Source organism: Nostoc parmelioides FACHB-3921 (assembly GCF_014696625.1).
GTDB lineage: Bacteria > Cyanobacteriota > Cyanobacteriia > Cyanobacteriales > Nostocaceae > Trichormus > Trichormus parmelioides.
The window spans coordinates 367,341-394,190 of the sequence record NZ_JACJQL010000001.1; the positions used below are offsets into that span (position 1 = coordinate 367,341).

26 protein-coding genes are annotated in these 26,850 nt (G+C 39.6%); 15 read left to right on the forward strand and 11 right to left on the reverse strand.

Features of this window, described 5'->3' with window-relative positions; all coding sequences use genetic code 11:
- The first annotated feature begins 18 nt into the window (after positions 1-18).
- The 3 genes from H6G14_RS01435 (at position 19) to H6G14_RS01445 (ending at position 2,110) form a co-directional block, all read left to right on the forward strand.
- Positions 19-882 carry a TauD/TfdA dioxygenase family protein gene (locus H6G14_RS01435; RefSeq protein ID WP_190565362.1) on the forward strand — a complete coding sequence of 288 codons (864 nt, stop codon included), beginning with the start codon at positions 19-21 and terminating at the stop codon, positions 880-882.
- A gap of 185 nt (positions 883-1,067) precedes the next feature.
- On the forward strand, positions 1,068-1,310 hold the full coding sequence (locus H6G14_RS01440) for a hypothetical protein (protein WP_190565363.1): 243 nt from the start codon (positions 1,068-1,070) through the stop codon (positions 1,308-1,310).
- Positions 1,307-2,110, forward strand: coding sequence for a phosphate/phosphite/phosphonate ABC transporter substrate-binding protein (locus H6G14_RS01445; protein ID WP_190565364.1), 804 nt, complete (start codon positions 1,307-1,309; stop codon positions 2,108-2,110). Before H6G14_RS01440 ends, H6G14_RS01445 begins: the two co-directional genes overlap by 4 nt.
- Before the next feature lie 240 nt (positions 2,111-2,350).
- On the opposite strand, the gene H6G14_RS01450 is transcribed toward H6G14_RS01445, so the two are convergent.
- Positions 2,351-3,601 (reverse strand): tetratricopeptide repeat protein, encoded by a 1,251-nt coding sequence (locus H6G14_RS01450; protein WP_190565365.1) that lies wholly within the window; start codon positions 3,599-3,601, stop codon positions 2,351-2,353.
- 289 nt (positions 3,602-3,890) lie between these two features.
- Here H6G14_RS01450 and ssuD point away from each other — a divergent pair, with 289 nt between their 5' ends.
- Positions 3,891-5,036: an FMNH2-dependent alkanesulfonate monooxygenase gene (gene ssuD / locus H6G14_RS01455; RefSeq protein WP_190565366.1), complete on the forward strand. Its 1,146-nt coding sequence runs from the start codon at positions 3,891-3,893 to the stop codon at positions 5,034-5,036.
- Positions 5,037-5,551: 515 nt separating this feature from the next.
- Here ssuD and H6G14_RS01460 read toward each other — a convergent pair.
- Both H6G14_RS01460 and cysE read right to left on the reverse strand, forming a co-directional pair.
- A complete protein-coding gene (locus H6G14_RS01460) occupies positions 5,552-6,139 on the reverse strand; it encodes a Crp/Fnr family transcriptional regulator (RefSeq protein WP_190565367.1) in 588 nt (195 codons plus the stop codon).
- A 231-nt stretch (positions 6,140-6,370) separates the two neighbouring features.
- Entirely contained in the window at positions 6,371-7,090 is a 720-nt protein-coding gene (gene cysE / locus H6G14_RS01465) for a serine O-acetyltransferase (protein WP_190565368.1), read from the reverse strand.
- Positions 7,091-7,346: 256 nt separating this feature from the next.
- On the opposite strand from cysE, the gene H6G14_RS01470 reads away from it, so the two are divergent.
- Together H6G14_RS01470 and cysK are read left to right on the forward strand one after the other, a co-directional pair.
- Entirely contained in the window at positions 7,347-7,814 is a 468-nt protein-coding gene (locus H6G14_RS01470) for an RrF2 family transcriptional regulator (protein WP_190565458.1), read from the forward strand.
- 18 nt (positions 7,815-7,832) lie between these two features.
- Positions 7,833-8,795: a cysteine synthase A gene (cysK, locus tag H6G14_RS01475; protein WP_190565369.1), complete on the forward strand. Its 963-nt coding sequence runs from the start codon at positions 7,833-7,835 to the stop codon at positions 8,793-8,795.
- A 52-nt stretch (positions 8,796-8,847) separates the two neighbouring features.
- Here the strand turns inward: cysK and H6G14_RS01480 are convergent, their stop codons facing one another.
- The 3 genes from H6G14_RS01480 to H6G14_RS01490 all read right to left on the reverse strand — a co-directional run bounded on the left by H6G14_RS01480 (position 8,848) and on the right by H6G14_RS01490 (position 11,152).
- Positions 8,848-9,273 carry a YidH family protein gene (locus H6G14_RS01480; RefSeq protein ID WP_190565370.1) on the reverse strand — a complete coding sequence of 142 codons (426 nt, stop codon included), beginning with the start codon at positions 9,271-9,273 and terminating at the stop codon, positions 8,848-8,850.
- 398 nt (positions 9,274-9,671) lie between these two features.
- On the reverse strand, positions 9,672-10,295 hold the full coding sequence (locus H6G14_RS01485) for a hypothetical protein (protein ID WP_190565371.1): 624 nt from the start codon (positions 10,293-10,295) through the stop codon (positions 9,672-9,674).
- 104 nt (positions 10,296-10,399) lie between these two features.
- Positions 10,400-11,152, reverse strand: coding sequence for a cadmium resistance transporter (locus H6G14_RS01490; protein ID WP_190565372.1), 753 nt, complete (start codon positions 11,150-11,152; stop codon positions 10,400-10,402).
- Positions 11,153-11,526: 374 nt separating this feature from the next.
- On the opposite strand from H6G14_RS01490, the gene H6G14_RS01495 reads away from it, so the two are divergent.
- On the forward strand, positions 11,527-12,462 hold the full coding sequence (locus H6G14_RS01495) for a LysR substrate-binding domain-containing protein (RefSeq protein ID WP_190565373.1): 936 nt from the start codon (positions 11,527-11,529) through the stop codon (positions 12,460-12,462).
- Here the strand turns inward: H6G14_RS01495 and H6G14_RS01500 are convergent.
- The gene (locus H6G14_RS01500) at positions 12,459-13,145 is read right to left on the reverse strand and encodes a cadmium resistance transporter (protein ID WP_190565374.1); all 687 of its coding nucleotides are present in this window, start codon (positions 13,143-13,145) and stop codon (positions 12,459-12,461) included. The two genes, H6G14_RS01495 and H6G14_RS01500, sit on opposite strands and share 4 nt — an antisense overlap.
- Before the next feature lie 535 nt (positions 13,146-13,680).
- Between H6G14_RS01500 and H6G14_RS01505 the strand changes: the two genes are divergently transcribed.
- Positions 13,681-14,361, forward strand: a complete 681-nt coding sequence (locus H6G14_RS01505) for a cadmium resistance transporter (RefSeq protein WP_190565375.1) — start codon at positions 13,681-13,683, stop codon at positions 14,359-14,361.
- 19 nt (positions 14,362-14,380) lie between these two features.
- On the opposite strand, the gene H6G14_RS01510 is transcribed toward H6G14_RS01505, so the two are convergent.
- Entirely contained in the window at positions 14,381-15,172 is a 792-nt protein-coding gene (locus H6G14_RS01510) for a sulfite exporter TauE/SafE family protein (protein ID WP_190565376.1), read from the reverse strand.
- A gap of 338 nt (positions 15,173-15,510) precedes the next feature.
- Between H6G14_RS01510 and H6G14_RS01515 the strand changes: the two genes are divergently transcribed.
- Positions 15,511-16,290: a phosphatase PAP2 family protein gene (locus H6G14_RS01515; protein WP_190565377.1), complete on the forward strand. Its 780-nt coding sequence runs from the start codon at positions 15,511-15,513 to the stop codon at positions 16,288-16,290.
- A 146-nt stretch (positions 16,291-16,436) separates the two neighbouring features.
- Positions 16,437-16,865 carry a DUF7980 family protein gene (locus H6G14_RS01520; protein WP_190565378.1) on the forward strand — a complete coding sequence of 143 codons (429 nt, stop codon included), beginning with the start codon at positions 16,437-16,439 and terminating at the stop codon, positions 16,863-16,865.
- Positions 16,866-16,909: 44 nt separating this feature from the next.
- Here the strand turns inward: H6G14_RS01520 and H6G14_RS01525 are convergent, their stop codons facing one another.
- Both H6G14_RS01525 and H6G14_RS01530 read right to left on the reverse strand, forming a co-directional pair.
- On the reverse strand, positions 16,910-17,713 hold the full coding sequence (locus H6G14_RS01525) for a prohibitin family protein (protein WP_190565379.1): 804 nt from the start codon (positions 17,711-17,713) through the stop codon (positions 16,910-16,912).
- Positions 17,714-17,930: 217 nt separating this feature from the next.
- Positions 17,931-18,878: a D-2-hydroxyacid dehydrogenase gene (locus tag H6G14_RS01530; RefSeq protein WP_190565380.1), complete on the reverse strand. Its 948-nt coding sequence runs from the start codon at positions 18,876-18,878 to the stop codon at positions 17,931-17,933.
- 756 nt (positions 18,879-19,634) lie between these two features.
- Between H6G14_RS01530 and H6G14_RS01535 the strand changes: the two genes are divergently transcribed.
- The 5 genes from H6G14_RS01535 to H6G14_RS01555 all read left to right on the forward strand — a co-directional run bounded on the left by H6G14_RS01535 (position 19,635) and on the right by H6G14_RS01555 (position 24,892).
- Entirely contained in the window at positions 19,635-20,738 is a 1,104-nt protein-coding gene (locus tag H6G14_RS01535; protein WP_190565381.1) for a sulfonate ABC transporter substrate-binding protein, read from the forward strand.
- Positions 20,739-20,747: 9 nt separating this feature from the next.
- Complete coding sequence (locus tag H6G14_RS01540; RefSeq protein ID WP_190565382.1) at positions 20,748-21,569, forward strand: NADPH-dependent oxidoreductase; 822 nt, start codon at positions 20,748-20,750, stop codon at positions 21,567-21,569.
- Between the two features lie 192 nt (positions 21,570-21,761).
- Entirely contained in the window at positions 21,762-22,616 is an 855-nt protein-coding gene (locus H6G14_RS01545) for an ATP-binding cassette domain-containing protein (RefSeq protein ID WP_190565383.1), read from the forward strand.
- Positions 22,573-23,427 carry an ABC transporter permease gene (locus H6G14_RS01550; RefSeq protein ID WP_190565384.1) on the forward strand — a complete coding sequence of 285 codons (855 nt, stop codon included), beginning with the start codon at positions 22,573-22,575 and terminating at the stop codon, positions 23,425-23,427. The genes H6G14_RS01545 and H6G14_RS01550 overlap by 44 nt, the downstream gene beginning before the upstream one ends.
- A gap of 190 nt (positions 23,428-23,617) precedes the next feature.
- A complete protein-coding gene (locus H6G14_RS01555) occupies positions 23,618-24,892 on the forward strand; it encodes an MFS transporter (RefSeq protein WP_190565385.1) in 1,275 nt (424 codons plus the stop codon).
- 67 nt (positions 24,893-24,959) lie between these two features.
- On the opposite strand, the gene H6G14_RS01560 is transcribed toward H6G14_RS01555, so the two are convergent.
- A complete protein-coding gene (locus tag H6G14_RS01560; protein ID WP_190565386.1) occupies positions 24,960-26,777 on the reverse strand; it encodes an ABC transporter ATP-binding protein in 1,818 nt (605 codons plus the stop codon).
- Positions 26,778-26,850: the final 73 nt, after the last annotated feature.

Below are 26,850 nucleotides of genomic sequence, written 5' to 3' on the forward strand. Positions count from 1 at the left end.
TAATTTTGATAGGTAATTATGTCTACACTCACCTTAACTAACTTTGAAATTACTGCTGTTGATGCACCTTTAGGATCTGTAGTAACTGGACTTGATGCTAGCCAACCTATTAAACCTGAAGTTATTTTAAGATTGAAGCAGGAATTAAGAGAACGCCACATTCTCATCTTCAAAAATCAAAACCTGACTGATGAGCAATTTTTGAAATTTGCTTTTCATTTTGGTTCTTTATTTGTACCACCAGACGATATACCAGTCTTGGCTTCTAAACCTGGGGTGACACCAGTAATCATTCCCGTTTCTAATGTTGATGGTGGCTATACTGGTACTGGCGAGTTAGCTTTTCATTCTGATCATAAGTGGACTCCTTATCCTTCTAGTGGTTCTTTACTTTATGCTTTAGAAGTTCCCTCAGAAGGTGGAGATACTTACTGGTTAAATTTGAATTTGGCTTATGAAACTTTGGATGAGTCTATTAAGCGGCGCATAGCAGATTTGCAGTTGATTACCTACAATCCGTTTTTAAAACAACCAAATACACCTCGTTCTCAATACCGTCTCGACAAGAGTATTCCCCTAATTAGTCCGGTATTTCCTCACCCTTTAGTCCGGACACATCCAGAAAGTGGGAAAAAGATTTTATATCTAGACTACGCTACAGAAGTGGAAGTTGTCGGACTAGATCCTCAAGAAGGATATGAATTAATTGAACAGTTGCGATCGCATTTACATCAACCTCAGTTTTATTATCAGCATAAATGGTCTGTAGGTGATATTGTCTATTGGGATAATCAATCTACGTTGCATTACCGCCAAGCATTTGACCCCAATCAACGCCGGGTCATGAAACGTATCAGTTTAGCGGGTAGCCATCCGTTTTGAGAATGGTTAGCAACACTAATTAGTCATCGAGGATGGGAGAACTTCAGTTGTTTCAATCAACTGGGGTTCTTGCTTTATGCGGTTTTGAGGTTTTTATTTTTGACTAAATTGGATGATATACTTTATAATCTACAGTAAGTACATCGAAATAACGTAATTTAAGTTGGTAGAAGGAAAAAATTGCAATGGCATTCGCCCAAAACATAGAGGAAAAGAGAGATAATACAAGAAACCATTATTTTTTGAGTAAGATATCTCCAACATTTATGGCTTTGTGCCAGCGTTTATGGTGGCATACTAAAGGATATACAACGGTTTTTGGTATGATGACATTGACATTGGCTAGTTTGGGCTTTTTATATATTCATTGGTCTACTAAAAAGCTCACTCAATTCCAAGAACAAGAAACTGTTGTAGAACAAGAATGACTGATAAAAAGTTGCAGGTGATATCGTACCTAGCTCCTAATTGGTGGGTATTCTATCAAGCGATCGCAGCTTATTTAGGTCGGGTATTACAAGTCGAAATTCAAATCCAACCAGGCGAATGTGATCCTTTAGAAGACCCGCTATTATTTGAAGACAAATTAGACTTAGCTTTTATTTGTGGATTACCGCTAACTCGATATAGCCAAATATTTCCTCATCAATTGCAAACGTTAGTTGCCCCTGTGAAACAATCATCACGATATGGTAACTCTCCGATTTACTATGCAGATGTTATTGTTAATGCTCATAGTAATATTCAACAGTTTGCAGATTTATCAGGAAAAACATTTTGCTATAACGACCTGGGTTCTAATAGTGGTTACAATTTACTTTGCTATCACTTAATTGAGCAAAGATATTCTGAAAATTTCTTTGGTAAAACTATACAATCAGGCTCTCATCAGTGTTCAATTCGCTGGGTAATTGAGGGATTGGCAGATTGTGCAGCGATTGATAGTGTGGTACTAGAACAAGAATTACAGGATTTTCCTGAATTATCAAAGCATTTGCGTGTGGTGGAAGTGCTTGGCCCTTCTCCAATGCCGCCTTTGGTAGTAGCACAACGTCTGGGTGTATCCTTGATTGAGCAAATGCGGTTAGCACTGCTGCAACCAGATACAGAGTTGCAAAACGTAATGGCAGAGTTTGGCGTTAGGCGTTTTGCCCCAGTGGAATTAGAAGATTATCAGATATTACACCAGATTTATAGTGACCGTGCTGTTGTTGGTTTGTCTACATAAGTAGAGACGTTATATGTAACGTCTCTACAAGGTTTTGGGTTTTATCGTAAATTCAAGGGTATAAGACCCCTACGTCTACACGTAGTATCAGTTGAGTTGGGGTTTAAATCCTCCGCAGTCGCCACAACGGGGGGAACCCCCGCAAGGCGCTGCTCTCCGACTCAACTGTCTTCCATTTTGAATTTTGAATTTTGAATTTTGAATTGTTAACCCATCTCTCATTTACTGTGAGATGTCAAATCAAGCGGTAATACCATAAACCCAACTCTGCTTTTGAGCCGATAAGGCCGCATCTTGATAAACTTGTCTAAATAATACTCGCTGTGCGTGACTGCCGCCAATTTCATGCAGGCGTGACAAAACAGGCTGGAGTTCGACAACTGTAGTGCGAAAATCTCCTTGGGCATGAGCTACCATACCTTTAGCGGCGGGAATTGCGACTTCCAACCAACCCCGGCGCAGAAAAGGATTAATACTCAAAGTGTGATACTGCATACTTACAAGCATTTGATTCACCCAATCATGATGTCCAGCTTTGGCAAGGGCATAGACATAATGCAAATCTTGAAATGGTAAAGCGTGTTCATCAATGCGGCTGTAAAGATAAGGACTGATACCTTGCCAACGATCGCCCACATTTACACCGTGCAATTCTAAACGCAATAATAATGAAATTGCTCCTACTTGGTCTTTAGGGGATTGTTTGTTAGCACGCCCCCAAATGTGCGTATCATACAGTCTCAGAACTTTTTGATAGTTTTCTAATTGCAAATAATACAGTGCGATGTGCCACCAGTTGTGAGTGTAGAGCATGGAGTTGCAATTTTCCCAGGTATCTGCAAAATTCTCCATCCAAGCTATCCCTTCATAGACTCTTCCTTGGGTTTCCATGACATGAGCGATCGCATGATGCGCCCAAGGATCATTTCTATTTAAGGCGATCGCTTGATTCGCCATGTTCTCTGAGGTTTCCAGTTGGTCACATTGTTCTAAACCAAATGCCACCATACCGTATAAATAATGATTTTCTAGATTGCTAGGTAAAACTTTCTGAGCAATTTTCCATAATTTATCTTTGTCACCAGTGTAAAAATAGTGATACTGTCCCTGCTGTACAGAAATCAAATCACGGGGAAATTGATTAGTAATCTCTTCATGTAAGGTGATCGCTACATCAATCTCTTGATTTGCCCAAGCTGAAATTGCTTGCACATATAACTTTTCTCTGTCGGTAATCTTAGTGCAATACTGTTGTGCTGTGTGCAGATATGGTAGAGCTTGCTGCCAAGCTTTGCGGTTTTCTTGGGTGAGATAATAAGCCGCCGCATAAGCATGAGCTAATGCACAAGTTGGATCTGCCGTAATTGCTTGTAGAATTGCTGTTTCTGCATCTCTACCATAAGCCAACATCTGATCGCTAAAACGGTTAATGGCTGCGATCGCTGGGGCTGAATCTGTTGTAACTATTAATCCCTGTGCATCTTTAAGCATAATTAATTCCTTGCACCACAATCTCTGAGAGGTAGTGATCACATCTCCCAGTGTTTAAAGTACGGTAAGTCTGTCGGAATAATGTATTTATGACCATGAGTATGTCACACTCACAGCCAAACCGCAAGTAGTAAAGTACTGTAAATCGATAGATTAGCTGTATTTAGTTTTGTAAAAGTATTGCTTTACCGACCCATCTATGGGATAGTCTAAAAGTGAATTAAATAATACGGTAAATCGATAAATTCACCGTAATTAGATCAGGAAATATTGCTCTGACACAGATATCATGCAGCTACTTTGGTTTATTCCGACTCATGGTGAAGGACGCTATCTAGGTACTGCCATAGGGGGGCGGGTAGTCAACTTTGATTACTGGCGGCAAATTGCTCAAGCAGTGGATCACTTAGGTTTTGCTGGGGCATTACTACCTACAGGACGTTCTTGTGAAGATGCTTGGATTTTGGCATCAACTTTGGTGACACACACCAAACAGATGAAATTTTTAGTAGCCATACGTCCGGGTTTGATGTCACCAGGAGTAGCAGCAAGGATGGCTGCGACATTTGATCGCATTTCTGGTGGTAGGTTGTTAATTAACGTTGTTACCGGAGGCGATCCAGTAGAATTGGCGGGAGATGGACTGCATCTTTCCCATGACGATCGCTACAAATTAACAGATGAATTTTTAGCAGTGTGGCGAGAAATTGCGGCTGGAGAAGTTGCCAATTTCCAGGGAGATTATCTCAATATTCAAGATGGTAAATTGTTATTTCCCCCAGTCCAGAAACCGCATCCGCCTTTGTGGTTTGGTGGTTCTTCTCCCATCGCTCAAGAAATTGCTGCCAAACACGTAGATGTGTATTTAACTTGGGGCGAACCACCAGAACAAGTTGCCCAAAAGATTGACTCTGTACGCCGACTAGCAGCAGCACAAGGGAGAACATTACGCTTTGGGATTCGTTTGCACGTCATTGTGCGAGAGACAGAAAGCCAAGCCTGGGATGCAGCCAACGATTTAATTCGGTATGTAGATGAGGATGCGATCGCCAAAGCCCAACAAGCCTACGCACGCATGGATTCCGAAGGACAACGCCGTATGACAACACTACACAACGGCTCTCGTGAAGCATTAGAAATCAGCCCCAACTTATGGACAGGAATCGGCTTAGTGCGTGGTGGTGCGGGAACAGCCTTAGTAGGCGATCCTGATACCGTAGCGCAAAGAATGTTGGAATATCAAGAAATAGGTATCGACACCTTCATCTTCTCCGGTTATCCCCACTTAGAAGAAGCCTATCGAGTAGCAGAATTACTCTTTCCTCGCCTACCTCTACAGAATCAACCAACAATACAACCGCAACTACTAAGTCCCTTTGGTGAAGTTGTAGCCAACCAAGAATTCCCCACACCGCAAATAGCCACCGTAGATTAAAAAACTCCGCGTACCTACCTCTGCGTTTAAAAAACCTCAAAGGACTAACTCAACATAACAGTTAATTGAAATTGTCATTTACACCTTTTTTATTAGCAGATGGAAATTCCCAGCCATCTGCTTTTTCTGATGCACATATAGCGATCGCCATAAGAGGATGTTTGAAAAGTATCATTGCTAACACCAAAATCTTAAAAACCTAACCCCCCTAGCCCCCCTTCCCTACGTTCGCACAGCGTGTCGTTCGCGTTAGGGTTGCGTAGCAAAGACAGGAAATGGGGGTTTCAAAGCCTCTCTCCGTTTCGGGGAGAGGTTTGGAGAGGGGTTTCTAGTATACTTTTCAACTTTTCAAACACCCTCTAAGTCAGGAGTGAAAAATATGGGAATTTGATGTTTTGATTGAGAACTGCGGGGAAATATATCTAATAATTTAAAATCTTTAAATATCCAAGTTATAGGTAAAGGTAATACATAAGGTGATAGCTGGCAGTGTTGAAGACTTCCAGGAATTAAATTTAAATTTCATAGTGCCATATTTCCTCTTCTCTTAGCACTATTTTCTGTAGACGCAATCGTTGAATAAAACCCTGTTCTTCTAGTTTTTGAAGAATACGAGTGACAGTAACACGAGTTGTGCCAATAGTGTCAGCAATGTCCTGGTGTGTGAGACGCAAATCAATGAGTTTTCCTTGTTGAACTTCTTTACCGAATCTTTTAGCCAACCATTCTAACAGTTTAATTAACATAATTTCTACAGTTTTATGACTGCGAATTACCATTAATTCTTCCGCCTGCTGTACATACATTTGTAAAACTTGTGTCAATTGAGATGAATCTTGAGTTTGCCAGGGACTTAATTCTACTTTACCGAGGCATTCAATTTGATAAGGTTCAGTTTTAGATAAAACTCTGCCAAGAATATCACCTACTCCCCAAATGCCTAATGTCACAATCGTACCATCTTCATGGAAGGTCACAATTCTTACGAAACCTTGCTCAATTTTCCACAGATTCTTATCATCTTTCGGTAGGATATCACGGGATGAAAATATTTTTTTGGCAACAAAATTAGGGCGGATTACAGAAGATGATAAAGGTAGCATTTTTGTTAAATACTAAAGTCGAGGAGGATAATCGTAGTTTAATTAAATATATACCAAATTGGGTGCAAATAACGATGGGTGTGTTAATTGAAAATATTTCTAAGCATTAAGATTGCGGTCTGAAGAAACCGTAAATGCACATTTGAGTTGATAAAATTTTGCTCAACTCCATCTAGAAAAGAGTATATGGGGTGTAGAAACCGAATTGTATTCAACCTGATTTCTGAATGTTTAAATTCCTGCCCCATCCAAAAAATCTTCAATCATTAAGTTACTCTCATTTTTATTTTCTTGGAGATGTTGATGATTCGCTTCATTGCTGGATCGATGAACATTTATCTCTAACTGTTCTACTTGCTGTTCTAAATCTTTAACACGCTCAAACAGGACACGAATCACCTCTGCTTCCACATCTCTGATTTTTCCATGTTCCAAAATATCCGTATTATCTGCACGAATCACACGCCCTGGTATACCGACAACTGTGGTGTTGCTAGGAACATCACGTAGAACAACTGAACCTGCGCCAATGCGAACGTTATTGCCTATTTGAATATTACCTAATACTTTTGCACCTGCTCCTACAACTACATTTTCGCCCAAGGTGGGATGGCGTTTACCACTTTCTTTTCCTGTCCCACCAAGGGTGACACCCTGATAAATTAGTGCATAATCTCCAACAATAGCTGTTTCCCCAATAACTACACCCATCCCGTGATCGATAAATACGCCTTTACCAATCTTTGCGCCTGGGTGAATTTCAATACCTGTGAAAAACCGACTGATAGTAGAAATCAATCGTGGGATAAAGGGTATGCCAATTTTGTATAACCGGTGAGTCAGGCGATGCAACATCAAGGCTTGAACCCCTGGATAACAGAATAAAATCTCTAGCCAATTGCGGGCTGCGGGATCGCGTTCGGAAATTGTGCGTAAGTCAGTTAGAAGCATATTTTGGCCTTGGTAAGGAAAATAGAGGTTAAAGTTTAAAGTAATATTTAAAACTCAGTGTAATAACTGCTGATTGATCAGACAAAAGTTTTCTAGCCTGATTAAGCCTTGAATAATAGGCTTATTAGTAAAAAGCGGTAAGTAGATAGATTTATAGTAATTTAAACAGAATACACATAACTGTATCTCCATGAACATTGTTTTTAAAAGCTTTCTCGTTTAAAGTACAATAAGTCTATCAATTAATAGTGGTATGATGACAGAGAGCTTAAAAAAACAAAACTATACCCTCTTGGATCTGTCGGCCAAAGTGGAATATGCACTACTAGCACTTTTAGAATTAGCTAACCATTATGCCGATAAAACACCCACAACCATGAGTGACATCTCTGCTAAACATCCCATACCAGAGCGTTATCTAGAGCAAATTCTTTCCAATTTGCGACGAGCGGGTGTATTGCAGAGTCAACGAGGCTCTAAAGGTGGCTTTATTTTGGCGCGTGAACCTCGGCAAATAACGTTGTTGGAGGTGGTAATTATGTTGGATGGAGAACAGAAAGAAAAAGAATCGAATTGTGAAGAAAATTTGGAAAAAGGCTTGGTGATGGAGATTTGGCAGCAAGCAGATGTATCTGCACAATCTATTTTGAGCCAATATACCATCCAAGACTTGTGTGAAGAGCGCGAAGCACGTTTACAGAAAAGTCAGATGTATTACATTTAGCATAATAAAAATATTGTTATGAAAATTGCCCGAAATATTACAGAGCTAGTTGGACACACACCACTGGTGCAGTTAAATAGTATTCCCCAAGCAGAGGAAGCTGTAGCAGATATTTTAGTGAAGTTAGAAAGCATGAACCCTTCTGCATCTGTGAAAGATAGAATTGGCGTGAGCATGGTAGAAAATGCCGAGCAAGAGGGTTTAATTCATCCAGGTAAGACGATATTAGTAGAACCAACTTCTGGGAATACGGGTATAGCTTTGGCAATGGTGGCTGCTGCTAAGGGCTATCATTTAATTCTGACTATGCCGGAGACGATGAGTACAGAAAGACGGGCGATGTTGAGAGCTTATGGCGCACAGTTGGAATTAACCCCAGGTTTAGAAGGAATGCGGGGAGCGATCGCCAAAGCCGAGCAAATTGTGGCAGAATTACCCAATGCCTATATGTTGCAACAGTTCCGTAACCCAGCTAATCCCAAAGTACATCGTGAAACTACGGCTGAAGAAATTTGGCAAGATACGGATGGACAAGTAGATATTGTAGTAGCGGGAGTTGGTACAGGGGGAACATTGACTGGTATAGCTGAGGTAATTAAACAACGTAAACCCAGTTTTCAAGCTATTGCTGTCGAACCAAGTAATAGTCAGGTGCTTTCAGGTGGGAAATCAGGAGCGCATAAAATTCAAGGGATTGGTGCAGGATTTATCCCGGCCATTTGCCGTCTAGAATTGATTGATGAGGTGATTGCTGTATCCGATGAAGATGCGATCGCCTATAGTCGAAGATTAGCTAGAGAAGAAGGTTTACTATCAGGGATTTCTTCAGGTGCGGCTTTGTATGCAGCGATTCAGGTGGCAAAGCGTCCAGAAAATAACGGTAAGTTAATTGTTATGGTTCAACCTAGTTTTGGGGAACGCTACTTGAGTACCACATTGTTTAAAGATTTATCAGAATTGGAAATATCTACATCCAATTAGTGAGCATCCAAAGACTAGAGGTAGAGCTAATTGAAGACTCGCCCCTAGTTTCTTACTCCAAGATATAAGAATTTAGATAATCTAGAGGAACTGTAAACACATAATATAGTACGCCCCCACCAAGGATAAGCACAGCTATACTCGCTAGAAGTATCCAACGGTCTGGCGGTTGATAGGTATCCTCGTCAATGTCTCGACGCACAGCGAAATAATGCTGAGTTGAAAGTAACACTGTTAACACACCAACCAATGCAAAAGCTAAACCTAGCTTCCAACCGCTACCAGGAGGTTGTGGTGCTAATGGTGGTCGAATAATCCGCAATCGCACAATCAAAACACCAAAACCCATGAGTGCGATCCCACTCCGCATCCACGCTAAATAAGTGCGCTCATTAGCTAAGTGATCCCGGATTCTATCTGACCTGTATTTCTTTTTTTCTATATTCTTGACTGCTAATTTTTCTGCTTCTATCTTCATGAGATTTACTTTGTCAACCAGTAATAAAAATTGGCAATGCTTATATATTTTCACCTTAACAAACTATATCAACAATATGTTTATCAATTGCACAGATTAGTATAGTATTTTATTGTTTAATAATGAAAATTATTGATTAAATCTTCCTTGTCAATCAATTTGTTTTATTGAAATAGCAAAATTTATGCTCATATGATTAACAATTCAAAATTCAAAATTCAAAATTCAAAATTAAAGACAGTTAGAATTGGGGATTTAAACCCCAACTCAACTGATACTACGTGTAGACGTAGGGGTCTTAAACCCTTGAATTTACGATAAAAAAGTCAGAATTGCTCTGACTTTTAATGTTTATTGATGATTGGGATAAACTTAATTATCCATTCCATGTTGCTCACTCAATCGTTAATTTTTGCAGTAGTAATACCAGCATCTAACGCAGCTTGTAAATTTTCAGGAATCAACCAGTTAGCCTCACCAGATTGAAAAACTTTTGCGGGTGGAAGATTAAATTCAATTTCTTTAGTTTCGGGGTTAGTTGTAGCAACTAACCGAGTTCCATGCACAAACTTAAAAGCTTTAGGAGGTATGGCTGCTTGTTCTTCTGTAGCAGCTTGTCCGGGAATATAAACGCCTTGACAATCCCATTCGTCATCGGTTTCAGCACCGCTAGGAAGCAGATACAATTCATTATCGTAAGTTGATGTAGATTTTTTCGGTTTCTCACCGTAAATTAACAATGTCTCATTGGTTTCGTTGCGACAAATTCCCGCAGGATCTTCACTATTCTCCACAATGTACTTTTGGTATTGCAAATTAGAAATTTTTTGTTCAATTTCTGGGGTACTGCCTTGGCTTTGTTTCTCCAGTAAAGCAGATTCCAATGATTTAGTAATTTCTACATAATCTGGATCATTAGCTAATTCCTTTCCCGCCCAAGATGGTTGAGCAATCATCAAATTTACCAGTAGCAATAAGCAAACTAGCGTAATTTTAACAAGGGTATTATTGAATAATTTCATGGTTTCTCCTAAAAATTTGACCGGTTGAGATGCTAATTACCTGATTCAAGGTATTACTTGAACTTTTTTATCTCTCTTGTTATGCAATTTCTAAATAGAAAATTTCATTTTTGTTTAACTCCAGATATCAATCCATTATCAGGTGATCCCAAAGAAAATTCGTAAGTTATTCGCCTAATATTTTTGCCGAGAATTAATAGGTAAGAACCAATACTTACACAGACTATAGCAACTAAAGCCGGAGTTTCTAAGGTGCGGCTTTGTATTAGTATGGAAACACCCAACCCCATTAATATAAAGGGAACTAAAGAATTACCATAACGAGTAATTGCAGAAGCGATCGCCTGCACCTGAGTTAAGTGATAAGCTGTATAACACCACACACCTACCATCACAGAAAAAACTACCAAAATCACTAGTAACTTATCCCATGTATTGGTGGCAAACATTGGCATATAAATACTAATATTGTCACTACCGTTAGCGATGGTAACTGCTGCTACGCCATAGGTTTGGGGTGAAAGGAAATTACTCCACCAAGTTTGGGAAGGTTCAGAAGTATTTACCTCTTCTGTATCGCTGGTCTCTTGATTGAGTAGGCGATGAATACCGATGATGATGGGAACAATACCCAGTAAACCAATCCATGATTCCGGTAGGATGAATTTGCCAAAGAAGCTAGGTAAACTGGCAACTACTAACGTACTAAAACCTACATACTGACCAATTACTATGTGACGAGAGCGAAAGCAATGACCTATCTGCGAGAAAAAGAGTGACAGGACAACGATATCATCGAGATTGGTAGCCACAAAAGCCCCAAGTCCTGTAGAAATAGTAGTCAGTAGTTCGCTCATAGGTGCGTCGTTTCTCCTCAATAGTAGTAACCGTCAAGCATCTGTATCGCTGAGAGGGTATTTGCAAGTGTGGACAATTCTGAATTGAGATTAAGTATCTAACTGGTAATTTGCTTGACTGAAGAGCCTGTATCAAAGGCATAGTTTCACTCTATGACGACCGATCAATAAGAGCAAACAGTCTTTTTTGTTAAATCCATAGACTGAATTTATTGATATGCAGATATGACTGCAAAATAATAATTAAAGCTAACTACAGTTATCCGCTATATTTACCGTATAATACCTTCTGATGTACTTAAAATCACTACCACACAATTTATAGAAGTAGTAGTGATTGTTAATTTGGCGTTTTGAGTTCGGAGTAAAGCGACGTGACGCTGGAACAGTTACGAATTTTTTTAGCCGTGGCGGAAATGTTGCACTTTACCCGTGCAGCTGAAGCACTTTATATCACTCAACCAGCTGTCAGTGCTGCTATCCAAAGTTTAGAGACAGAGTATGGTGTCAGATTATTTCATCGCATCGGTCGTCATATTGAAATCACGGATGCGGGTAAGTTATTACAAGGTGAGGCACAAAAAATTCTAGATCATGTACAGTTAACAGAACGTGGCTTGAAAGAATTAAACAATCTGCAACGGGGAGAGTTAAAAATAGGTGCAAGCCTGACTGTCGGGAACTATTGGCTACCCGAAAAAATTAGTCAATTTAAGCAGTTATATCCTGGGATTTTTATTAATTGTCAGTTGGGAAATGCGGAAGAAATATGTGAAGGTACGGCTGTAGGTATGTATGATCTAGGTTTAGTGACAGGAGAAATCAAACCATCGTTACAACAATCTTTAGCACAAGAAGAAATAGGAAGCGATCGCTTGCAAATTGTTGTGGGTAAATCTCACCCTTGGTTTGGCCATAAAGAAATTTCTTTAGACAAATTATTTAGTACTAGTTGGGTGATGCGTGAATCTGGTTCTGGCGCGCAGCAGATGTTTGAACAAGCTTTAGAGAGTTGGGGAATTGAACCTAACAATCTAGATGTTGTACTTAACCTCAACACCAGTGAAATGGTGAAAGCCGTTGTCGAAAGTGGCGTTGGTGCGGCTGCACTTCCAGAATTAATGGTACAAAAAGAATTACAACTAGGGACTTTGCACGCTGTGCGAATTACCAAACCACAAAAACAATCTCAAAAAGAATTAGAAATTATCCAACCAATTTGGAAACTCAAACATCGTCAACGCTTTCATACACGAGTGATGGTAGCTTTTGAGAATCTACTAGTACAAGACAATATACAGGTGGCTTAGTGTAATGATGGTTGCTTTTTAACTAAAATCATCAAACAAATACAACTCGCCGCTAATTTTATCACGTTTAAAGCTTGTGTCTTTAAAATAATTATCCCGCCCAAAAATATTAATACAAAGGGCAAAATATAGTTACTATACTGCTTTAATAAATTTGCTAATTTTGTTTGATATGTGAATTTATAAGCTACATAACACCAAATTGCCACTAATATAAAAAATACTGCAATAATAATTATAAAATTAATTGTATTACTACTGGCAAATAATGGTACGTAGACGCTGATATTATCACTACCATTGGCAATAGTGAGGGCTGCAACGTTGTATGTTTGAGCATTAAACCAACTTGTGGTATTGGTATCTTGATATTCTGATGTGGCTAATGTTACCTCTACAGTTTCATTTTCTTCTTGATTGATCAAACTACTGATACCCATAGCGATCGGTATTAATCCTAGCAATCCAATCCAATTGGGTGGTATGATTAACCCACCAAAGAATCCAGGAAGACTAGCAATAATTAAGACTGTAAAGCCTAAGTATTGACCAGCAACAATATGCCGCAACCTCAAGCTAGAATCTATCTGAGAAAACAATATTAATAAAATAACGATATCATCAATATTAGTGGCAACGAAAGCTGAGATTCCCACTAAGATTGTAGTAATGAACTCACTCATTACAGAGTATCCTAATTTGTTGGCAAAGCTTTTATTAATTATCTCATCATGAGTAATATAATTATAATTATTACGGAAAAAATTATTGCTTTTACTACCACCAATATTGATGAAATTATTATTCTCACGCTGTTTTTTTGACAGCTAAATCATCAGTTTCGTCATTGCCTATTCTCCAAATATTGAAAAAGAGGTTTATGTACCTCACTTAACTAAAAATCGCTATACTTATTCAATTAATTTTATTTATCGTTTTAAAAAGAAAGAATATTTGCTCTTATCAAGTAGAAAATAATAATATTGCTTTCAGACAAAGCCCAGTATTTGACTGAGAAAAAATAACAGAAAATTATCAATTTAATTGATAGCGGAGAAGATGACTAATCTTCTTCATAATTGGTTACAATCATCAGTTTGTTAATACTAGGCAAAATACTCCAGCAATCTCCTGATATACTCTCACCTTCAAAAGTAGAGAGTAACTAGGGAGAACAAATTTGAACAAATTTAAATCCTTGCGAGCAACACAATACACATGACTTGGTTAATTGGTACTCTAATTATCGGGGTTTCTGTTGCTATTGCTACTACCTTTGATGACAACCTGTACTTGACAGCTTTCTTTGGTAAAGTCAATCGCACCTTTCGTCCCCAGCATATTATTCTCGGTGAATTTATCGGATTTACTCTCCTAGTGCTTGCTAGTCTTCCTGGTTTTTTCGGTGGTCTAATTATTCCGCATACCTGGATTGGATTATTAGGTTTTCTACCAGTCGCTATTGGGATTAATCATTTATTAAATCGAGAAAGTGAAGGACAAGCGGTACAAACTGTATCAGTTGAATTCAAATCTCGTGCAGAATCGCCGCGTCGCTACAACAAAAAATCCCTATTAGCAACTCTACGCGACCCTCAAACCTATCGTGTCTCTGCTGTTACTATTGCTAATGGCGGAAATAATATCGGAATTTATGTACCTTTGTTTGCTAGCAGTGACCTTACAAATTTGGGCGTAATTTTGTGTGTCTGCTATTTAGCAATTGGACTGTGGTGTTTTCTTTCTTACAATTTGACCCGCAATCCTCTCATGGCTAAGGTTTTAGCTCGTCATGGTCGGAAAGTATTTCCCTTCGTATTAATATATTTAGGATTTTCTATATTGCTGAAAAGCGAAACGTATCGGCTGTTACCTAGTATTGCGATGTTCTCTAATTAGATAAATCTGAAGTTTTTGTCTAATAAACCAACTTAAGGCTTACCAACATCAATATAAAGTAAACCATAAACCGCAGTGGTTTCTGCGGCGCAATTTGACAGATTTTAGCGCCTAGTAATACTCCTGGTACTGAACCAAGCCATATCGGTAATACTAAACTCCAATCAACTGTTCCCAAGGTCAAATGTCCAACAGCAGTGAATACTAACAGAATTGCAGCTTGTGATATGTCTGTACCAACTAATTTTCGCGCATCTAACCGAAAAAATGTAATCAAAGCCAAAGCAAACATTGAACCAGAAGCAACACTTGTAAGTCCGACAATACAGCCTAAAAATGCTCCTACACTTACTGTCTGTAAGCGTCCAAGATGGGTAGTTAAATCAAATTTAGGTAGTTCAGGTAGTTGTAGTTGGGGAAAAAATGTCAATAGTAGCATCTGTACCAAAGCTAAAAAAGTGACTAATAAAATCGTCACACCCAACAAATGCAGCATGATGTTGTTCAAGCTCTGTTCATTCTTGAGTTTAATTACGTGCAGTATCCCTACCCCTAACAAAGAACCCGGAACACTCCCCAAAGCCAGCCATTTGACTACTTCTTTGTCGAGGGTTTGTTGCTGCCAATGCTTGATACTACCAATAACTTTCATCAGTGTTGCTGCAACAACGTCAGAACTTACTGCTACAGCAGGTGGTACTTGAAAAACAAAAATCAGCATTGGCGTAATGAGAGAAGCACCTCCGATTCCTGTCAAACCAACAACAATACCAACTAGAAAGCTGAAGAAAGGCAATAATAAAAAATCCATACTCCTGTTTTTAACCGGGTTTTTGTGAATGCAGTTGTGTTGAGATGAAACTCAAAGATTGCTTGTAATGCTGTAGTGCAGAAGGTTTCGTGTAGCTGCAAGTTTTGGATAATTGCAAAAAAGTACTATAACTTGATTGACTTATCGTATTTTAAAGTTAAAAGTAGTAAAAGTCTATGTTCTTGTGAATCAATACAAACTACTTACATTAATTAATACTTAAAGATTTTGATTTGCTGCCTAGAAGTCAATGATAGTAAATGCTTGCACTTCAGTATTAAAAAAGTGATAGCATAACAAAAAACTACATTAAGTTAAGCGAAATATCGTAGTTTAGTATGCCAGAAGTAGAAACAGTCAACGATGAAAATCAACATTCCCCACAAGTATCGCCCATCAAATTCATACAAAGATTGCTAGCTACACACTGGCGTTCTTTGTTGATGCTATTTCTGGGGGTATATTTACCACTGCAAGTTTTTGGACTATTGGCGTTAGAGGTGCGGTACAACGAAGGTGGTTTTCCTTGGGATTTACCGATTCTGATGACTATTCACTCTCTAGCACGGCCTCAACTAGATATATTCGCTGCTATTTTGACTAAATTCGGTTCTTTTCGGACTGTTTTACCCATTTTGAGTGTGATTGTACTGATTTTACTGGTACAACGTCGCTGGCGATCTCTGACTTATTTACTGATTACTGCTGCTGGTAGTGCTACTATCAACCGCACAGCCAAAGAATTGTGGCACAGAATCCGTCCTCATATCTGGGAATCTGTCGCACCAGAGTTTGATTATTCATTCCCTAGCGGTCATGCTATGACGAGTATGACGTTGATTGCTATTTTGGTGGTTTTAACTTGGGGTAGTGCTTGGCGTTGGTTGACAGTAATTTTCGGTAGTGTGTATATCCTGGCTATAGGTTGGACACGTCTATACTTAGGGGTACACTTTCCCAGTGATATTATTGCTGGTTGGATGGTGGCGATCGCTTGGGCAATTGGTGTGAGTTTTATCATTCGACCATTATCACAGCCAGCAAATATTACAAGTGAAAAACCTGCGATTGAAACACAGTTACTTCCTCAAGAAAAGGAATTACTCAATAATCAGTGAGTTTTTAACGCAAAATACGTAGACTTTATTAATACGCAAAGTTACGTATAATAAACTATCTTGGAAATTTCAACTTCTGTTTAACCCTAGACTTTTTTAACTTTTTATTTTAAAGTACGGTTAATTGATAAAATTACCGTACAAAAATGATTGATATCCAAAATAGTGGTCAAAAGTCGCTATCACAAACCTCAGAAAATGTACCTAAAACATTATTGCAGAGGCTCAGAGGTGGATTTTTCTTAGTAATTGGATACTTATTATCACCCCTATGCTGGTGGAATGATTTGGTATTTAATTTACCAATTGCTTATTTTTTCGGCTATATTTGTAGTCTGTTTGCACCTAAATTACTGATGCCTGGTGTTATTGTTGGTTACTGGTTATCTAACATTATTGGTATTTTATTAATGCAAGCAGGTGCAATTGATATGTGGCAAAAACCAACTCAAGAACGCAACTTAAAAAAAGAGTTATTAACAGGCTTACTTTCTTCAACTGCCTATACATTTTTAATTGTGCTATTAATCCAATTGAAAATTCTCGACACCCCCAATTTATTTTCTGGTAGTTAGTATAGAACCCAGTTTCTTCTACTGGGTTACTGTATTAAACGTAATTACTTTAGTTTTAAAATCTCATTCAAATTTAAAAATTTAGGTGTATCCTTAGTTATAACTAAAGGTAATTTACCATCCCATTTTTCTATTACTTGCCTTGCCAAAATATCGTTCGTTAAACTATCACGCAGTAACCTGTTGATCTCTGCTTCTCCTTTAGCCAAATTTATCTGAGCTTCTGCTTTTTTTGCAGCTTTTAGTGCTATGAAATCTGCCCTTTTAGCATCTTGTTCTGCAATTTGTTTAGCTTCAACTGCTGCACTGAATTTTTCTGAGAATTTGACACTAACCAGTGAAATGTCATCAACTGCAACATGGTATTCAGACAATCTCGCAGTTAATGTTGCATCAAATATAGCTTTTAGTTCTGCTCGCCTAGTCACTATTTCTTCTGCTTTGTAATTGGCGACAACTGCTTTGATAATTTCCTCTATCGCCGGATTAATAATTTTGTCAATTATATCTTTTTCATCACCAATTTCTTGAAACATGATATTGGTTTCTTCTGGAATAACGTGCCAGTTCAGTGCTACATCTATAAAAATATCTTGTAAGTCTTTAGAAGAAGCTTCAGTAGGTATTTCTTGTTTTTGGATTTTTACACTAATTTTTTTGACTGTATTGACAATGGGGATGATGATATGTAATCCTTCGCCTATTACTGTCTTTTGTACCTTGCCAAACTGCATTAATACACCGCGTTCTCCAGCATTTACCACTACAAAAGGTGTCAGTAAAATTGTAATTAAAAAGAAAAATGCCGTTATTTTACTAGCATTATTTTTAAATTTAAGTTGTTTCATATTTATCCAACATAGGTAATTATATAATTGTAAGATTTTATAAAAAATGGCTCTTCAGTACTTGCTATAATAAATTGTTAGTTAAAAGTTTAAATAAATTAAAAGAATTTAATGATTTCAATAAAACATTTGATGTGATTGACGTAAAAACTATATTTCTTGGTTAAGGCAGGGTAAGAGAAGAATTCTCAAAAGAACCCTCTCTCTTCCCCTGCAATTAATAACCTGCTGTTTGATCTACGACATTATGCAGAGGTTGACCGTGACGATAGCGGGTAAAATTGTCGATGAATAAAGCAAGCGATCGCTCTTTGGTTCTTGGAGAATTACCTGAACAGTGGGGTGTAATCACAACGTTGGGTAAAGACCACAATAAGCTTTCTGGTGGTAAAGGTTCCGTAAACACCGTATCTAAAGCAGCCCCCGCAATTTCACCATTCTGTAATGCTTCAACTAGTGCAAATTCATCTACAATTGCACCACGAGCGATATTAATTAAGTAAGCACTGGGACGCATCAGGCACAGTACCTCAGTATCAATCATGCCCTTAGTATCCCATGTCAAAGGTGTAGCAATCACAACATAGTCAGCTTCACCCAAAAGTTCTTTCCACTCATCTGCACCTACTACTTTGTCAAAGTTAGGTAGCGGTTGTGGATGACGACGACTTCCCAAAATCCGCATTCCAAAAGCTTTCGCACGGGAGGCAATTTCTTGTCCAATGCCGCCTGCACCAATAATTAATAAGGTTTTATCTAGTAGTTCTTCAATTGCCAGACCCCTTTGCCAATTATGTTCTAGCTGTTGTTTATATAATTGGGGTAATTGTTTGGCATGAGACAGCATATAAGCGATCGCAAATTCCGCAATGGGAATTGCGTGAACTCCTGCACCGTTAGTCAAAATTAGATTTCGTTCTAGGTATTGGGGTGTAATAATGTGATTCACACCTGCATTTGGTGCATGATGCCAACGTAATTGCGGCGCAGCTTCTAAAACACGATGCAATGTTTTTGGTTTGAGGTTAAACCAGCTAAAGTAAACTTCCGCATCTGTAGTATCACCATCCAAGTTACCTTCGCTGTCCGCACGCACAACTACTACCTCATCAGGTAGATGAGCCTCCAGTTCTGTAGTTATGTCTTTTGGTAGAATAATTTTCAAAGCTGACAACTCCCTTCACGTCGCTTTGTTGTAAATCCACACATGAGCTTTGTTGATAAGTAAAAAAGCAGGTGCGTAGGCATAGCCCGTCGTAGACATCGCCTAGACTTTTTCGCACCCGCCTCAACTGCCATCAAAGGTATCCATCCCCGCATGAAACATTGCCACTTTGTACTTGGCTTAGACAAGCAAAGTTTCCAGTCGCAATGAAGACTATGTGCAATCAACTACGCCCCATCGTAGATAATGGCACTTGATATTTAGTACTGCTTGTTGGTCGAATTACCGTATTTTATATCCCAAACAAGCTTCTCACACTTTTTTGGGAAAATCAAGGGCTGTCTTAATAAAAGTTAAAACCTTATGCAACACAATGGTCAGTAATAGTAAAACTCACAGAGTAACTAAAATATCTCTAGGGTAAAACGAGCAATAAAAACTAAAACCTACGCCAATCTTGGCAAAATTCTTTAACTTTGCTAATTTACTGGGACTTAGAATTTTAAGACGGATACATTACCAGATTGTGCTGATATAAGCAAATATTTTTTTAGCTTAAATGTAGGAGTAAAAACATATTTACTAGAGTTTTTATGGGATGCTACTATCTTAGTTAAAATAAATAATACTCTAAACTGACCGACTTACAGTAAATTATGGTAAAACATAAACTTAGCTAGCCGGGCAGTAGCATTTATGCTCAACATACTTCCAATCAATCAACTTAGTATTTCACATAAAAAAAGGTAAAGCTTCATGTTGGAGTTTTTATTTCAACGCATGATAATCTATTGGCGGAAAGGGTTTACTTTTAAATTTGCCAGTCAAAAACGGTTATTATCTATTGTTCCTATAAAACTAACTGGAGCATTTATTACTGGTTTATGCCTCAGTTTTTTAGTTGCCGCTTGTACAGCTAACAATGCAAGTAACACTAATACTGTATCTGCAAATAATACTCCTCAAACTCAAGCATCAGTAGTCAGAATAGGCTATCAAAAATCAGCTATTCTCCTAAGAAGTAAAGGGCTGTTAGAAAAGCGATTACAACCTGAAGGCGTATCTGTTGAATGGATTGAATTTCCGGCTGGGCCACAGCTTTTGGAAGCCATGAATGTTGGTAGTATTGACTTTGGACATACTGGAGAATCACCCCCAGTTTTTGCTCAAGCCGCAGGTGCAGCAATCACATACATTGCCGGAATTGCTCCCAGTCCTGCGAGTTCAGCAATTCTTGTTCCTCAAAATTCTCCAATTAAAACAGTCAATGATCTTAAAGGTAAAAAGATTGCCTTCCAAAAAGGCTCTAGCGCCCATTATATGCTGGTGCAAATCTTAGAAAAATATGGATTGAAATACAGTGATATTCAACCTATATATTTACCACCAGCCGATGCTCGTGCTGCTTTTGTTAAGGGTAGTATTGATGCGTGGTCAATTTGGGATCCATTTTATGCAGCAGCTGAACAATCTAGCAATGCCCGTGTGTTAATTGATGGGACAGGAATTAATAAGCAAGGAGGATATTACCTTGCGAGTCAAAAGTTTGCTAAAGAACAACCACAAATTATTAAAGCCATGTTGGAAGAAATTCAAAATGTAGAAACATGGTCTGATCAAAATCGAGAGGAAGTAGCAAAAACCCTCTCACCAATTTTGGGCATTGATTTGGCAACCATCAGAAAAAGTACCAACAGAAGAAAGTTTGGAGTTACGCCCATTACTTCAGAATTAATCACTCTTCAGCAGCAAGTTGCAGATAAATTCTATGAATTAAAATTGATTCCCAAACAAATTAACGTCAAAGCCGCGATGCTGACACCTGAACAATACGCCGCTTTTTCACCTAAAACTCAATAATTCATAATTATGAGCAACCCTACTGAGTTACTTAATCGTCGTTATGGTGTAGACGCATTCAATGCAGATATTCTTGGGAATGAAACAATATCTAATTTGTTGTCTCACCGTTCAATCCGCGCTTACCTGAGTGATCCCCTACCAGCAAACACCCTGGAAACTTTGATAGCAGCCGCACAATCAGCATCAACGTCCTCCAATCTCCAGACATGGAGTGTAGTTGCTGTTCAAGATACAACACGTAAAGAGAAGCTATCACAGTTGGCGAATAACCAAGCGCATATTCGCCAGAGTCCTTTATTTTTGGTGTGGTTAGCAGATTTAGCGAGATTAACATACGTCGCTGAAAGTCAAGGATTACCCCATGAAGGTCTAAATTATTTGGAAATGTTTTTGATGGCGGCTATCGATGCGACATTAGCAGCACAAAATGCTGTTATTGCTGCTGAATCTCTCGGTTTGGGAACAGTTTATATTGGTGCATTGCGTAACCGTCCAGAAGCAGTAGCAGAGGTTTTGAATTTACCACCTCATGTTGTTGCTGTGTTTGGGTTGTGTGTTGGTTATGCAGATTCATCTGTAAATGTGGAAATTAAACCACGTTTACCTCAAGCGGCGGTATTGCATCGGGAGACTTATCAATTAGAAAAACAAGACCAGGAAATTGATCTGTACAACCAAATCATGAAACAGTTCTACAATTCCCAACAGATGAATGTTGCCGGTGATTGGTCAGAACACTCAGCTAAACGCATAGCCTTTCCTGAATCTCTATCGGGACGCGATCGCCTGCGGGAAGCTTTGAATAATTTGGGTTTTGAATTGCGTTAAAAAAATCCTGGGTGCTGATTGAAAAAAGCAGTACCCAGTGCTTATTCGTTATACAACCGCTTTTTCATCCATGATCCTGGCGGCGATCGCATATCAATCTGATCTGTCGCACAAAACTATACTCTTGACTTTGCACTGAAATATGCGAAGCTAATAATTAGATTAGCTAAATATTAAAAGTGCATCAAACTCGTGACTAAACTTACGGGAAACACTGATTTATCCGAATCACTGCTGAGTAACCATAAACCAGTGATTTTAGAAACCCAGGGGCTGACGCGTTACTTTGGTAAAGCAGCAGCTGTCAATAATTTGAGTATCACAGTCGAACAAGGCGAAGTATTTGGTTTACTCGGCCCCAATGGCGCGGGTAAAAGCACAGCCATCAAGATGTTGACTACTTTATTGCCATTGAGTACAGGCAGCGCAACTATAGCTGGCTATGACGTAACTCATCAATCTGCTCAAGTGAGGCGGTTATTTGGCTATGTGCCTCAAGCTTTGTCTGCTGATGGTAGTCTCACAGGTTACGAAAACCTCTTAATCTTTGCCAAGCTATACGACATTCCTGCCAAGTATAGACAAAGACGGATTAAGGAAGTTCTAGATTTTATGGGTTTACAAGCAGCAGCCCATCGCTTAGTACGCAACTATTCTGGCGGGATGATTCGCAAGCTAGAAATCGCCCAATCTATCATGCACCATCCTAAGATTTTGTTCCTCGATGAGCCGACTGTAGGACTAGATCCCATAGCTCGGACGCAAGTATGGCAACTGGTAGAGCAACTGCGTGTAGATTACGACACAACAATATTTCTAACCACTCACTTTTTAGAAGAAGCAGATAATCTGTGTAGCCGAGTGGCAATTATGCAGCAAGGGCAAGTTGTAACTAAAGGCGCACCTAATGAATTAAAAGCTTCTTTAGGTAAACCGAATGCAACCTTAGATGATGTCTTTATTCATTACACAGGCGATCAAATAACATCAGGAGTTAGCTATCGTGATACAGCCAGAACCAGACGTACAGCTCAACGGTTGGGTTAAGACTAAACCTCCCCGCCATAGCAATGTGATTTCTGCAATTATTCAGATATTTACCAAAACTTTGGTAATTGCCGAGATGGAAGTGCGGAAACTCCGCCATGATCCCACTGACTTGGTAGTGCGAGCTGTGCAACCATCATTGTGGCTACTAATTTTTGGGCAAGTGTTCTCCAAGATTCGAGCCATACCGACAGGGGATTTACCTTATTTAGACTTCATGAGTGCAGGGATTCTGGCTCAAAGTGTGTTATTTGTCGCTATTTTTACAGGTGGAATGACGCTGATTTGGGAGCGTGACTTAGGAATTGTGCATAAATTCCTTGCTAGTCCTACCCATAGAGTAGCAATGGTGTTAGGTAAATCTTTAGCCTGCGGAGTGCGATGTTTATCACAGGTGTTTGTGATTTACGTATTAGCATTGTTATTGGGCGTAAAACTCAATCTCCATCCTGTAGCTTTTATACAAGTGCTACTCGTCGTTCTGCTGGGAGCTGGTTGCTTCTGCACATTTTCTTTAATCATAGGTTGTGTGGTGAAAACCAGAGAAAGAATGACGGGAATTGGACAGTTGTTAACTATGCCCTTGTTTTTTGCTAGTAATGCCATCTATCCCATTTCCATGATGCCTGATTGGCTTAAGTTCCTGTCTCATATTAATCCCTTGACTTATGAAGTAGATGCACTACGTGGCTCAATGTTAGCCAATGGCACTAGTATCTATGGCTTTGGTGTTGACTGTGCAATTCTCTTGTTAACATTAGTAGGCTTAACCTTAATCTGTGGCAGACTATATCCACGGGTGGCAATGTAACTAGGAGAATAATACAACGCATAGATGATCCACAAGAGTGGCGGCGAGTTTTCCTCAATTTAACCATAGAGGGAAAGCATCAACTCAAGCAGTCTCAAGACCAAACTCGCACTAAATATTTCTGAACTTTTGGAAAGTCTCACACACGAACAAATTGCCCACATAGAAGAAGGATTGGCCTTCCTGAAAAATGTCTTCGAGCAAACAGAAAGTAAGTAGGACTGACGGCGAGTCTACACAACATGATCCCTTTGCCGCCTTGAGGTTTCGAGATTATCGATTATTTACGATTGGGCGTGTATTGTTATTCATTGGCTCACAAATGCAGACTGTAGCCATTGGTTGGGAACTTTACGATCGCACAAATTCCGCTTTGGTGCTAGGTGGTGTGGGGTTAGCCCAAGTCTTACCGATGATTCTCCTCACCTTAATTGCTGGGGATGTCGCCGATCGCCGCGATCGCAAGTTAACCATGTTGCTTTCGATCTTGCTGCTAGTCTTCTGTTCCCTAGCGTTGGCGGTATTTTCTTGGACTAAAAGCGCAGTCATTTTATTTTATGGTTGCTTAGTCTTCACAGGAATTGCCAGAGCGTTCTTGAAACCTGCCAGTGATGCCTTGATGTGGCAATTAATACCGACTAGTGCCTTTACCAATGCAGCCACTTGGAATAGTAGTAGCTTTCAGTTAGCCTCAGTTATCGGCCCCGCCTTGGGAGGATTTGGGATTGCCTTTTTGGGAGGTGCGACAGGGGTGTATGTGCTGGCGGCGATCGCAGGTTTGCTGTGCTTTTTCTTAACGATGGCGATTTCTCCACAAGAAACCATTCGCACCAAAGAACCAATTTCCCTGAAAGCCTTAGCAGCCGGGGCAAAGTTTGTCTGGGAAAATCAATTGATTTTAGCTGCCATTACCTTGGATATGTTTGCAGTCTTGTTGGGTGGTGCGATCGCTCTACTACCGATATTCGCTAAAGATATCTTACGAGTCGGGCCATTAGAGTTAGGCTACCTGCAAGCAGCACCCTCCATAGGTGCATTATTTATGGCAGTTGTATTGGCATATTTACCACCCCTACGCAAAGCTGGCCCCGCCTTACTTTGGTCAGTCGTTGGCTTTGGTATTGTCACAATTATCTTTGGGCTATCCCGTTGGTTTTGGTTATCGCTCTTGATGTTAGTCTTGAGTGGCGCACTAGATACCATTAGCGTTGTGATTCGCCATACCTTAGTGCAGATTAGAACGCCAGATCATTTACGTGGTCGGGTAGCAGCGATTAATAGTGTATTTATTAGTGCCTCCAATGAATTAGGAGGCTTTGAATCAGGCTTGGCAGCAGCATTCTTTGGCCCAGTCCTCTCTGTAGTTGGTGGAGGAATTGGCACAATAGTTGTGGTTATTGCTGTGGCTGCTATTTGGCCGGGTATTACCAAACTAGGATCATTACAAGAATTTAAAAACCTATAGAACTCACACACAACAAAAGTTTAAACAAGGGGTGTAGATATTCTCTGCGCCCCTCTGCATTTTTACTTCACTTACTCACAGGTAAAAATCCACCTGCCTGCATTTTCCATAACCTGTAGTAAGCACCACGATTTGCCAATAAATTATCATGGCTATCATCTTCAACAATTCTGCCGTGGTCGAATACTAAAATTCTGTCAAGATGGGCAATGGTAGAAAGTCTATGAGCTACCACAATAACGGTTTTGCCATTCATCGCCGAGTCTAAAGTGTCTTGAATTGCTTTTTCAGTGATGGAATCGAGGCTAGATGTAGCTTCATCCAAAATGAGGATTGGTGCATCTTTGAGAATGACTCGTGCGATCGCAATCCGTTGTCTTTGTCCTCCAGACAATTTTACGCCGCGTTCACCCACCAGAGAATGATAACCTTCTTTGATCTGGGCAATAAAATCATGGGCGTAAGCTTTGTGTGCAGCTTCAATTACTTCGTCATCAGTCGCTTCTATGCGTCCGTAACGAATATTTTCGATCAATGTGCGATGGAACAGCGATGGATCTTGAGGAATCAAACTAATTTGGGCGTGTAGGGCTTCTTGCGTCATGTCTCGAATATCGATCCCATCAATGAGAATTTGTCCTGATTGTGGATCAAAGAGACGCAAAATCAGATTCACAAAGGTAGATTTTCCAGAACCAGAAAAGCCAACTAACCCAATACGTTCACCTGGTTTGATGGTGATAGAAAGATTCTCGAAGACTTTTTTGCCATCGGTGTAGCTGAAATTGACTTGGCGAAATTCGATTTTACCTTGAGTGATGGAGTGAGCGATCGCTTCCTCCCGATCAATCAACTCATGGGGTTGAACAATGGTATGAACACCGTTAGCAACATTACCAATATGCTCGAAAAATTCTATAAACCGTCGGCTTAAATTCCGGGCTTCACTGATGATTAATAATGACAAGCTAGTGGCTACAACAAAGTCAGCCGTCGCAATTAATCCTTGACTCCACAGCGAAAGCGAGTAATACAAAGTCCCGATTTTCAAAATTGCAGCTGAGATGAACTGAAACCAGCGAATCCGCTCCGAATACCAGTTAGACTTTCTCACCTGTTTGAGTTCATGCTTTAACTGCTCATTTAAATAACGTCGTTCAAAACCCAAACGAGCAAACAGCCGGCTACTGCTAAGATTTGTCACCGCATCTACAATAATGCCAGTTGTCTCACTTCTGGCGGCTGCGGCTTTGCGGGAATAAATTCGGCAACGAGTCGCCAGCCAAAAAGAAATACTGATGAACATAACTGCCCACACACCCACGAATGCAGCCAGGGGAGGATAGGCGCGATACAGTAAAATTGTGGAGACAATATACACAATAATCACTGACATAAATTCAGTAATCAGCATTTGCATTGTCTGAGTCACGCCCAAAGAAGTTTCACCGATGCGATGTGCCAATGACCCAGCAAAGCTACTGCTCAGATAACGATGGGAATGATGCTGCAAGTAGGCATATAGAGAGCGTACAATGTGCTGTCGGTGGATAGGATGGAGGATGGTTTGCAATAGTCCGGCTGTGCGCCCGAATACGACTTCACCTAAACTCAAAGCGGTGAACAGCATTAGGGGTTGGCTCACTGCATCAAAAATCTGCTTACTGTCCCCCGTTGATTTCGTCACACTGCGGATGATCTCACCAATGGCATAAGGCAACATAATTCCGCAGGTGGCGTGTAGTACCTCAGAGATGACCATTGCTAGATACCACCAGCGAAACTGGTTAACAAAATAGCAAATAAACTTGAATGGGGTATTAGGCAAGTTTGGCGCATTAGCCGCGCGCTGAAAAGATTTAGAAAGTCTAGTTTTTTTGATCATGAAAGTCGTTATCGTAGTAACTTTTATCTGTCCTGTAAAATAAAAATGGACGGCTACTTAGCCGCCCGGTGGC